The 541-nt window shown below is 70.8% G+C and carries 1 pseudogene; it reads right to left on the bottom strand.

Annotated features, from left to right (window positions below):
- A pseudogene (locus tag ACH0BU_RS18215) lies at positions 1-315 on the bottom strand (hypothetical protein); the annotation flags it as partial.
- Between the last annotated feature and the right edge of the window lie 226 nt (positions 316-541).

Raw genomic sequence — 541 nt, 5'->3', positions numbered from 1 at the left:
GGCCAGGATGGCCACGTAGAGGTCCGCCCCGCCGGAGGGAACGCGAATGCCGACCCGGTCACCGCGCCCCACGCCCATGTCCCACAGGCGCTGGACGTGGACCTCGATCCGGTCCTCGAGCTCTCCGTAGGGGACGGACTCGTGCTCGTCCTCGAGGGCGATCGCGTCCGGGAACTGCGCGACCGTGTCGAGGACGATGTCCACCAGGGTGCGCGGAGCCGGTGGTTCCTCCACCGGATAGACCGCTCTGTCGGGGGCTGCGCCCCGTGGGGCGCCGGCCTCGTGGGCCTCGCCGCTGAGATTGTGGCTGTCCACTGCTGTTGTGCTCCCCCTCGCTAAGGACCAGTGGCGCAGGAGGAGACGGACGTGAGCCTCGGTCAGGTCGCGTCCGCGCGGGTGTTCGGATCAAGCCGCCCGGGTCCCCCGACCCTGACGGCGGCGCGACATCCCGTGAACGCGCCGTGGTGCCCAGCGTTGACATCCCCCTGCCGGCCCAGTGTGTGAGGCCAGAATACGGGAGGGGTCGTGGGCGGTCCAATAC

The organism is Sphingomonas olei (genome assembly GCF_045369765.1).
GTDB lineage: Bacteria > Pseudomonadota > Alphaproteobacteria > Sphingomonadales > Sphingomonadaceae > Sphingomonas > Sphingomonas panaciterrae.
The sequence above is the reverse complement of the archived record's forward strand: the minus strand, read 5'-3'. Positions and strand labels throughout refer to the sequence as shown.